This is a genomic window from Nostoc cf. edaphicum LEGE 07299 (assembly GCF_015207245.1).
Lineage (GTDB): Bacteria > Cyanobacteriota > Cyanobacteriia > Cyanobacteriales > Nostocaceae > Nostoc > Nostoc edaphicum_B.
Genome location: NZ_JADEXF010000067.1, coordinates 1 through 9,343, shown reverse-complemented (window position 1 = coordinate 9,343; position 9,343 = coordinate 1). Strand labels below are relative to the sequence as shown.

Genomic DNA, 9,343 nt, shown 5'->3' with positions numbered 1-9,343 from the left:
GCATTGTATAAAGAGAACTTGGAAGTAAAAAACAACATCTTAATCAGGTTTTCCAGTCGTTCATAGAAGTTTGAAGTTTTTTAACAAAAGTTTTAATCTGAAAGCCTGGAGATCGTAAACTTATTCCGTGGATGTCTGTTTTAAACCTTTCGTAACTCGTCAGGCAGTGCTGACATCAAAAATAAACTGAACCATTCAGTTTTGAGTCCAATTATTCTTAACCAAGCAAACTAGGAGACAAAAGCAATGGTTTTAGATGCATTTGCAAAAGTAATCACCCAAGCTGATGCACGCGGTGAATATCTCAGCGCTGCTCAGTTAGACGCTCTAGCTGCCCTTGTGAAAGACGGCAACAAACGTGCAGATACCGTAAACCGGATTACCAGCAACTCCTCAGCAATTGTTGCCAATGCAGCTCGCGCTCTGTTCGCAGAACAACCTCAGTTGATCGCTCCTGGTGGTAATGCTTACACCAACCGTAGAAATGCTGCTTGCTTGCGTGACATGGAAATCATCTTACGCTATGTCACCTATGCAATCTTTGCAGGTGATGCAAGTGTGTTAGATGACCGTTGTTTGAACGGTCTGCGCGAAACCTACTTGGCTCTAGGAGTTCCTGGTGCTTCTGTAGCAGTTGGCGTACAAAAGATGAAGGACGCAGCTTTGGCTCTTGTTAACGACCCCAACAATATCACCAGAGGCGATTGCAGCGCTATATCATCTGAAGTTGCTAGCTACTTTGATCGTGCAGGCGCAGCAGTAAGCTAAACCCGATTGAGACTATTGACTGACAACTGTCAGTTAGACAAAACAAATTTCAACAAGATTGTAAATAGGGAGATACTAAACCGATGAAGACACCTCTTACCGAAGCAGTTTCAACCGCAGATTCTCAAGGTCGCTTCCTTTCCAGCACCGAACTTCAAGTCGCTTTTGGTCGTTTCCGTCAAGCTCCTGCTAGCATGGAAGCAGCAAAAAGCTTGACTGCTAATGCCCAACGTTTGACAGAAGGCGCAGCTCAAGCGGTGTACAACAAGTTCCCCTACACCACTCAACAACAAGGCCCTAACTTCGCTTCTACCAACACTGGTAAAGAAAAGTGTGCACGTGACATCGGCTACTACCTGCGGATTGTTACCTATTCCTTAGTTGTCGGTGGTACAGGTCCATTGGATGAGTTCTTGATTTCTGGTTTGACTGAAATCAACCGCACCTTTGATCTATCTCCCAGCTGGTACGTTGAAGCTCTCAAGTACATCAAGGCTAACCACGGTCTAAGTGGCGACCCTGCTGTAGAAGCTAATTCCTACATCGACTACGCAATTAACGCTCTAAGCTAATAGAGTGTATTTGGCCCGGAAAGGAAAACAAGCTCTGTTGGCAAATAGCTAGGAGTTGGTTTACCTTTCTGGGCAGTTTTATTTTCAAAAGGCTGTTAAAAAATTAGAAAAATTTTTTCTAAAAAGTTTTCAGTTTTGCATTAAAAACTGAGGAGGTTTAAATATGGGAGCTTTGGGACAAGCATCAAGACTAGGGATTGGAGCCTTTGAAGACTCAGGACTGGCAGAATTACGTCCTGATAGAACAGAAGCGGATGTGCAAGTGATCATCCGGGCAGCTTACCGTCAGGTTTTGGGTAATGAATACCTGCTGGAAGGAGAGCATCTTGTCAGTGCTGAATCACTGTTGCAGCAAGGTGTGATTTCAGTTAGGGGTTTTGTGCTAGCCATTGCTCAATCCGAACTATACCGAGAAAAATTTTTCCATTCCAACTCGCAAGTTCGGTTTATCGAGTTGAATTATAAGCATTTATTGGGTCGCGCCCCAGAAGATGAGTCAGAGATTTCGTACCACGTTGAGCTTTACAACTCCCAAGGTTACGAAGCTGAGATTAACTCATATATTGACTCGCAAGAATATCAAGAAAACTTTGGCGAAAACATTGTACCATACTATCGTGGCTTTAAAAGTCAAGTAGGGCAGAAAAACGTTGGCTATAGCCGATTGTTCCAACTATATCGGGGTTATGCCAATAGCGATCGCGCTCAAGGGCAAAAACAAGGACGCCTAACTTGGGAAATAGCTAAGAATCTGGCTTCACCTATCTACCCAGTCTCTACAGGAGCCTTAACAGGTCTCTCAACAGGTGAGCGAGGAGAAACATACCGGATTAGAGTACTACAAGCAGCTTCTCCAAACTCAACTGTAGTGCGGCGGGGTACTGCGGAATTGCTCGTACCCTACGAGCAACTTTCTAGTAAATTGCAGCAGCTTAATCGTAAGGGCAGCAAGGTTATTAGCATCACATCTGTATAAATTAGGGAATAGGGAATTAAGTGAGTAGTTAGGAATAAGGATTGAGGAGTTATGAGTTATTCAATTCCTAACTCTATCCCTACTCTCAAGTCCTAACTCTTAACTTCTAACTTTTCCCAACTACCAATTACATAAGGAAAATTACCAATGGCTATTACAACAGCAGCTTCCCGTCTGGGAACAGAAGCTTTTAGTGATAAAGCTCCTCTAGAATTGCGTCCAAATGCAACTAAAGAAGACATAGAGAGAGTAATTGCTGCCGTCTATCGTCAGTTGTTGGGCAACGATTACTTAATGAAATCTGAGCGTCTCACAAGTGCTGAATCTCTTCTGCGCGATGGGAAAGTTACAGTACAAGAGTTTGTGCGTCAAGTAGCTAAATCGGAACTGTACAAATCCAAGTTTTTCTACAACAGTTTTCAAACTCGCGTCATTGAACTGAACTATAAACATTTGTTGGGTCGTGCTCCCTATGATGAGTCTGAGGTGATTTATCACTTAGACTTATATCAAACCAAGGGATATGAAGCCGACATTGATTCCTATATTGATTCGCCAGAGTATCAAAGTAGCTTTGGTGACAATATTGTGCCTTTCTATCGCGGTTTCAAAACTCAAACAGGTCAAAAAACTGTCGGATTTAGCCGGATATTCCAACTTTATCGCGGTTATGCCAATAGCGATCGCTCCCAACTTAGAGGTAATTCTCCCCGTCTTGCAGTTGAATTAGGTCGCAATAGTGCATCTGTTGTTGTCCCTCCATCTGGTAGTGCTTCTGGTTTTTCTTACGTTGCTCCTGGAAAAGGCGTTACCCCCAACAGTACTTTCGGTGGTGCAGGAACTTTTGGCCAAGAAGGCAGACTTTACCGCGTTGAAGTGGCAGGCGTTTTTGGAGCCGGATATCCTAGTACACGCCGCGTCAATCAAGCTGTGATTTTACCATATGAAGGGCTATCTCCTTACTTCCAGAGAGTGGTAAAACAAGGTGGTAAAATCGCCAGTGTGAAGCCACTTTAATTTCATTAGTCATTAGTCATTGGTCATTGGTCATTAGTTATTAGTTTTTGACCAAGGATTAATGAAAACTACGATTTATAAATTAGGAACTGATTTATGCTGGGACAAATTAGTGGTAGAAATAGTAGTAACCGCTCCTTCCGCTATGAAGTAGTTGGTATGCGCCAAAGCGAAGAAACAGAAAAAGTCGGCTATCCCATTCGTTCTAGTGCCAGTGTCTTTATCACAGTGCCTGAGAACCGGATGAATCAAGAAATGCAGAGGATCACTCGCTTGGGCGGCAAAATAGTTAGCATTCAGCCCTGGAACGGTGAGGCTCAAACAAATAGCGAACACGGCCATCAATCTTCTCATGAATCCCAGTCCGGAGAAAACTGAAGATTTATCACTGACAGGTAACAATGCCGAAGGTGGATCTTTAACAGTAGAGCAAGCTCTAGCTAATCTTGAAAGTGCAGATTTAGGTCTGCGATTTTATGCTGCTTGGTGGTTGGGCAGGTTTCGTATAAATGAATCAGCTGCGGTTACAGCACTGATCAAAGCCTTAGAGGATGAAGCCGACAGGACACCAGAAGGCGGATATCCTCTGCGGCGAAACGCAGCTAGAGCATTAGGGAAACTTGGCGATCGCCAGGCAGTATCACCTTTAATTGGGTGTTTAGACTGCTCAGACTTTTATGTGCGGGAAGCTGCGGCACAATCCTTAGAGATGCTGGGCGATCCGGTTTGTATTCCCGCCCTGATTGAATTATTACAAGTAGGTTTGCAGGGAGAGCAGCTGATATCACAGCCTGATTTATCTCAACCCTACGAAGCCATTTTAGAAACCTTGGGAGCCTTGAGGGCAACTGAGTGTATCCCCTTGGTAAAACCATTTTTAGAGCATCCAATCGAATTGGTGCAATATGCTGCCGCACGAGCGATGTATCAATTAACCCAAGAACCAGTTTATGGAGAACGGTTAATAAAAGCTCTGGCAGGAGATAAATTACAATTGCGTCGAGCAGTGTTAGCAGACTTGGGAGCGATTGGCTATCTACCCGCAGCAGACGCGATCGCCGAAACTCTTGCCGAAAATAGTCTAAAGCTAATTTCTCTTAAAGGATTATTAGAATATCAAGTTAAGCACACAGCAACAAGCACTTTGTCAGATGGTGCGATTAAAGTAATAAATTTGATGGACTCACTTTTGTAGTCATAATTTCCCAGGCATTAGTTGTTATTAATACGCTTAAATTAACCGTTTCTCACAGGTAAACCCCTAACATAATTGCGAGATAAGGGCTAGGGGTTTTATATCTGATGTCAACTACGGAGGACTTAAGCTACAATTGGCAGATCCCTAATGACTCATGGCAAATTATTATGAATAACAGTGACCTTGCCCAAATATTAATTCGTGCTGTGGAAGAAGCAGACTCCTCGGATCGCTTATTAGACGCAGTTCAGGAGTTAGCGGCAGCTGGTATTGAGGAATCTGTTCCCACTCTGATTGCAGCTTTGGGCTACAACAATCCAGGGGCAGCAGTGGCGGCAGTAGATGGATTAATTGCGATCGGGGAAGTCGCAGTACCATCACTATTGGAACTAATTGATGACTACAACTACAGTGCTAGAGCCTGGGCTATTCGTGCCTTAGCGGGAATTGGTGATGCCCGGGCGCTGGATACCTTGTTAGAGGCAGCAAAAACTGATTTTTCCTTAAGCGTGCGGCGAGCAGCTGCTAGGGGATTAGGCACTTTGCGTTGGCAGCAACTACCTGCTGAGAAAGTAGAATCTGTTCAGATTCAGGTATTAGAGGCACTATTACTAATTTCTCAAGATCCAGAGTGGATAGTGCGCTATGCAGCAGTGACGAGTTTAGAAACACTAGCGATCGCCATAGCAGTCACTTTACCCGATCAAGCGTCACGGATTACAAATCAACTTCAGCGAATACTCGATACCGATGCCGATCTGGGAGTTCGCACCCGCGTAAAGTTTGCACAGCAGAAAATTCAACAGCAACAACATCAAGAAGTGTTTGCACCAAAAAGAAAGCTAGAAAACACTGAAGTGTCTGAAATACCTTATCGTGGTGCTGGCAGACGGTAAATTACCAGACACCAACCGCGCTTGCGGTATGGTGTTAGGTCTCCCAATTCATCGGAGATAGCCTTCAGAACTCCTTAGTTTTATTGGTCTTACATTCGCTTCTCCGATGGGGAGTCCTGGTTTCCAAGACCTTAAGTTTTTGTAAAACTAACCAGGCGATAAAGATTGAATTTCTGCCTGGATATTGCCACGAGCAGATGGTTCGGCAAACTCTGACATTAAAGGCGTAAAATAAATACGCGATCGCTGTAGAAATCGTTCTAAAATTTTCTGACGGTTTGTGATATAATTTGCCTCTGCCACCCAGCCGTATTCTTGACGAATAGCATGGGCGTATTCTTTATAATCAACTTGGTTAGTAGCCAAAATCGCTAAATCTGCATCAACTAGGACTTGGCTATCATAGTCATTTACCGCAGCTTGGTGGTTTTTAGTGTTCAGAATCAGACGGGTTACAGTAGTTATGATACTTTCTGGAATACCCAAATTACTCAGCAACTCAAAAGCGTAGTCTGCACTTCGTTCTTCGTTATCTATGGCTTCAGTGTCATACACTACATCGTGAAACCAGGCAGCTAGTTGAACAGCAGCTAGGTTATTGGTGTAACCTTGCAAAATCTCAATTGTGCTGAGAACGCGATCGATGTGTTTCAGTGTATGGTAGTAGCGCTCAGGGGTAGAGTAAGCTGTAACCAAGTCATTAAAGGCATTCTCCGCCGCTACTTGGTCAACGCCAAAAGGTTGGAGTGTATGTTGCCAGTTAGAAAATAAAATATCCATGAAGTTTTCTGTAGGCATAGAGTGAGTATACCCATTCTGAATATTGGAAAAAATAGGTACATGATGTTAAAACAGCAGTAGAAGACTTCAGCTAGAACCTCATCTTCTAACTCCGCCAGGAGAAAGGGAGAGAAATATTTTTCTCCCTTTGCTTGCAGCTACGGTGTACACACACACGAATATATTTATCAGTTATAAATCAATTTGGTAAAAGTAATTTAGCTCCGTTTTTCTTAGTAAGGGAGCTTTTTATTTGTTTATTTTAAAACAAAATCATGTTTCAAGATTTAATTGGTTGGGAATACTGAAGTTATAGACGAATATTACACATCGGGGTGTTAGTAACATCACAACAGAAAACGGGAGCAAAAATAGTATATAAGTACTATGAAAATTTTTAGAAGCTGAAATATTAATTAGATGTCAGATTACACTATGAGCCAAAATTATTTTTTTAATAGTGACTTCCAGCGAGATGATCTCTACTGTTCGTTTTTAGAAAACCTGCCAATTGCGGCTGCAATTTTAGACTGCGAAATGAAGTATTTGCTGACCAGCCAACGATGGTTGAGTGAGCTAGGACTAGAGGGACAAGATATTATTGGGCGATCGCATCTAGAGGTCTTTCGGCAGTTTTGTGAACCATTGACACAGGCATACCAGTACTGTTTGATGGCAGCGGTTGAATTATGTGTAGAGGAGCAATTTCAGCAGGCTGATGGTTTAACAGGCTGGCGTCAGTGGACGCTTCGCCCGTGGTGCAGTAGCACTAGAGTTGTGAACGGGGTGATGCTTGTGGCTGAAGATGTCACAGATCGCAAACAGGCAGAACTGGCATTACGCCACAGTGAGGAACGCTACCGCTTCCTGATTACAGCCATATCTCAAATTATTTGGGATACCAAAGCTGAAGGTGAATTTATCAATGAGCAGCCAGGTTGGAGTGCCTTTACCGGACAATCCTTCGAGGAACTAAAGGGCTGGGGCTGGCTGAATGCGGTTCACCCAGATGACCAGTTGCACACAGCGAAAGTTTGGTCACAAGCAGTTACAAGTCGAACCTTGTACAAATTAGAACATCGTTTGCGCCGCCATGACGGTGAGTATTGCCACATGAGCGTTCGGGGTGTCCCAATATTGAACCCTGAAGGCAATATTCGCGAATGGATTGGAGTTCATACAGATATTACAGAATACAAACAAGCCCAAGAAGCTATGTTTTGTCTAGCGGCAATTGTCGAGTCTTCAGATGATGCCATTATCAGCAAAACCTTGGACGGAGTGATTGTCAGCTGGAATCGTGGGGCAGAAGCACTGTTTGGTTATCAAGCACAAGAAGTCATTGGCCAACCTATGGCAATGCTTGTTCCTAGCGATCGCATCAATGAAGAACCCCAAATACTAAAAAAACTCAGGCAAGGAGAACGAGTCGATCACTTTGAGACCGTGCGTCAACGCAAGGATGGGACGTTGATTGATCTTTCGCTGACGATTTCTCCAGTTAAAGATTCCACAGGTAAAATCATCGGTGCCTCTAAAATTGCTCGTGATATCAGTGCTCGTAAAGAAGCCCAAGAAGCTTTGCGGCAGAAAGCAACTGATTTGGAAACTGCATTGCTTGAACTGAAGCGAACGCAGACTCAGCTAGTGCAAAATGAGAAAATGTCTAGTTTGGGACAGTTAGTTGCTGGGGTAGCCCATGAAATAAATAACCCAGTCAACTTCATCTATGCCAACTTCAAGCCTGCTAATGAGTACATTCAACATCTGCTAGGACTGCTGCAATTGTATCAACAGCATTATCCCAGCCCAGCGCCAGAAATCCAGGGCAAAAGCGAGGAGATCGACCTAGAATTCCTACTAGAAGATTTGCCCAAGTTGCTTCGTTCAATGGAAGTTGGCGCAGACCGGATTAAAAAAATTGTGCTTTCTTTACGGAACTTCTCGCGTATGGACGAAGCCGAGATGAAAGCGGTAAATATCCATGAAGGCATTGATAGTACGCTGATAATCTTACAGAATCGGCTGAAAACCAAGCACGATCATCCAGGAATTGAAGTTATTAAAGACTATGGCAACCTGCCGTTAGTTGAGTGCTACGCTGGGCAACTGAACCAGGTGTTTATGAACATCATTAGCAATGCAATTGATGCTCTCGAAGAACCACACCAATCATGCAGGCTTCAGGAAATTGAGCAAAAAACCAGTGAAATTCGGATTTGTACAGCGATGCTAGGTTCAGACCATGTACAGATCCGAATTGTGGATAACGGTCCCGGTATCCCAGAATTTGTTCAAAAACGATTGTGTGACCCATTCTTTACGACTAAGCCAGTTGGTAAGGGAACAGGATTGGGAATGTCGATCAGCTACCAAATTGTAACCGAGAAGCATGGTGGCTCATTGCGATATCATTCCATACCCGGTCAGGGAGCCGAGTTTGTGATTGAGATTCCGATTCGACAGTCTAAGTGTTGTCTGCCAATGTTAGGAGATAAAACCGTAAACAAGACAATAAGCGAAACTACATTAATGGTCTTGTCAGATTTTAGCGATCAATGACGGGCACTTTAAAGCAGCTATGCTAAGGGCAGAAAAAATGCCAAAAATTCTGGTAACGCAAAGATTACAAAACATCTGTATAGAATCTAGCCCCGCAGCATGAGTTGAGTTTTTATCATAAGTTCCACTCAGAAGCGACAAAATGTTTAAAAACCTTCTGTACTTTGCCTTCAAGAACATCCCCACCAAAAGTTACCAAGACTCTTAATCCTGGCTCAGAATGATCCTTATTACAGGTTGGAACGTTTTTTATTGCACCCTACGAAATTTAGTGAGTCTATTTGGGAAAACTAGTTTCAGAAGAAATTCCACACCCCTTATGAAACGCTTCGGCTGGATGGCTTTGTGTCTCATTATGTGGCAATAGGCGGTAAGGGACTAGCTGTTGGGAAGTATACCCATGCTCTTCTTACGCATTAGGTATTGCTCAATTGGCCTCAACCTGGCAATTATTCTGTGGACTTACTACCTTATTCGCAAAGAAACCATGAAACGAAATCAAGCAGAAACTGACCTCCAGCAAAATAACCTGACGCTTCAAGAGCAAACTAGTTTGATGCAACTGATCCTGAAC

At 43.4% G+C, this 9,343-nt stretch carries 9 protein-coding genes; 8 read left to right on the top strand and 1 reads right to left on the bottom strand.

Going from position 1 to position 9,343, the window contains the following annotated elements; all coding sequences use genetic code 11:
* Positions 1 to 246: 246 nt before the first annotated feature.
* From IQ229_RS03430 to IQ229_RS03400, 7 genes are all read left to right on the top strand, one after another.
* Complete coding sequence (locus IQ229_RS03430) at positions 247 to 768, top strand: phycocyanin subunit beta (RefSeq protein ID WP_194041303.1); 522 nt, start codon at positions 247 to 249, stop codon at positions 766 to 768.
* A gap of 83 nt (positions 769 to 851) precedes the next feature.
* Positions 852 to 1,340 (top strand): phycocyanin subunit alpha, encoded by a 489-nt coding sequence (gene cpcA / locus IQ229_RS03425; RefSeq protein WP_190729705.1) that lies wholly within the window; start codon positions 852 to 854, stop codon positions 1,338 to 1,340.
* A gap of 163 nt (positions 1,341 to 1,503) precedes the next feature.
* Positions 1,504 to 2,316, top strand: coding sequence for a phycobilisome linker polypeptide (locus IQ229_RS03420; RefSeq protein WP_194041301.1), 813 nt, complete (start codon positions 1,504 to 1,506; stop codon positions 2,314 to 2,316).
* A gap of 147 nt (positions 2,317 to 2,463) precedes the next feature.
* Complete coding sequence (locus IQ229_RS03415) at positions 2,464 to 3,333, top strand: phycobilisome linker polypeptide (RefSeq protein WP_194041299.1); 870 nt, start codon at positions 2,464 to 2,466, stop codon at positions 3,331 to 3,333.
* A 96-nt stretch (positions 3,334 to 3,429) separates the two neighbouring features.
* A complete protein-coding gene (locus tag IQ229_RS03410) occupies positions 3,430 to 3,711 on the top strand; it encodes a phycobilisome linker polypeptide (RefSeq protein ID WP_194041297.1) in 282 nt (93 codons plus the stop codon).
* Positions 3,686 to 4,528, top strand: a complete 843-nt coding sequence (locus IQ229_RS03405; protein ID WP_194041295.1) for a HEAT repeat domain-containing protein — start codon at positions 3,686 to 3,688, stop codon at positions 4,526 to 4,528. Before IQ229_RS03410 ends, IQ229_RS03405 begins: the two co-directional genes overlap by 26 nt.
* Positions 4,529 to 4,635: 107 nt before the next feature.
* Positions 4,636 to 5,427: a HEAT repeat domain-containing protein gene (locus IQ229_RS03400; RefSeq protein WP_322743934.1), complete on the top strand. Its 792-nt coding sequence runs from the start codon at positions 4,636 to 4,638 to the stop codon at positions 5,425 to 5,427.
* 147 nt (positions 5,428 to 5,574) lie between these two features.
* On the opposite strand, the gene IQ229_RS03395 is transcribed toward IQ229_RS03400, so the two are convergent.
* Positions 5,575 to 6,225, bottom strand: coding sequence for an HD domain-containing protein (locus tag IQ229_RS03395; protein ID WP_194041293.1), 651 nt, complete (start codon positions 6,223 to 6,225; stop codon positions 5,575 to 5,577).
* Positions 6,226 to 6,627: 402 nt separating this feature from the next.
* Here IQ229_RS03395 and IQ229_RS03390 point away from each other — a divergent pair, with 402 nt between their 5' ends.
* Complete coding sequence (locus tag IQ229_RS03390) at positions 6,628 to 8,769, top strand: PAS domain S-box protein (protein WP_228013076.1); 2,142 nt, start codon at positions 6,628 to 6,630, stop codon at positions 8,767 to 8,769.
* Positions 8,770 to 9,343: the final 574 nt, after the last annotated feature.

Coding starts and splice junctions, on each gene's coding strand:
- IQ229_RS03430 (WP_194041303.1), top strand. CDS start 247: ATGGTTTTAGATGCATTTGCAAAAGTAATCACCCAAGCTGATGCACGC.
- cpcA (WP_190729705.1), top strand. CDS start 852: ATGAAGACACCTCTTACCGAAGCAGTTTCAACCGCAGATTCTCAAGGT.
- IQ229_RS03420 (WP_194041301.1), top strand. CDS start 1,504: ATGGGAGCTTTGGGACAAGCATCAAGACTAGGGATTGGAGCCTTTGAA.
- IQ229_RS03415 (WP_194041299.1), top strand. CDS start 2,464: ATGGCTATTACAACAGCAGCTTCCCGTCTGGGAACAGAAGCTTTTAGT.
- IQ229_RS03410 (WP_194041297.1), top strand. CDS start 3,430: ATGCTGGGACAAATTAGTGGTAGAAATAGTAGTAACCGCTCCTTCCGC.
- IQ229_RS03405 (WP_194041295.1), top strand. CDS start 3,686: ATGAATCCCAGTCCGGAGAAAACTGAAGATTTATCACTGACAGGTAAC.
- IQ229_RS03400 (WP_322743934.1), top strand. CDS start 4,636: ATGTCAACTACGGAGGACTTAAGCTACAATTGGCAGATCCCTAATGAC.
- IQ229_RS03395 (WP_194041293.1), bottom strand. CDS start 6,225: ATGCCTACAGAAAACTTCATGGATATTTTATTTTCTAACTGGCAACAT.
- IQ229_RS03390 (WP_228013076.1), top strand. CDS start 6,628: ATGTCAGATTACACTATGAGCCAAAATTATTTTTTTAATAGTGACTTC.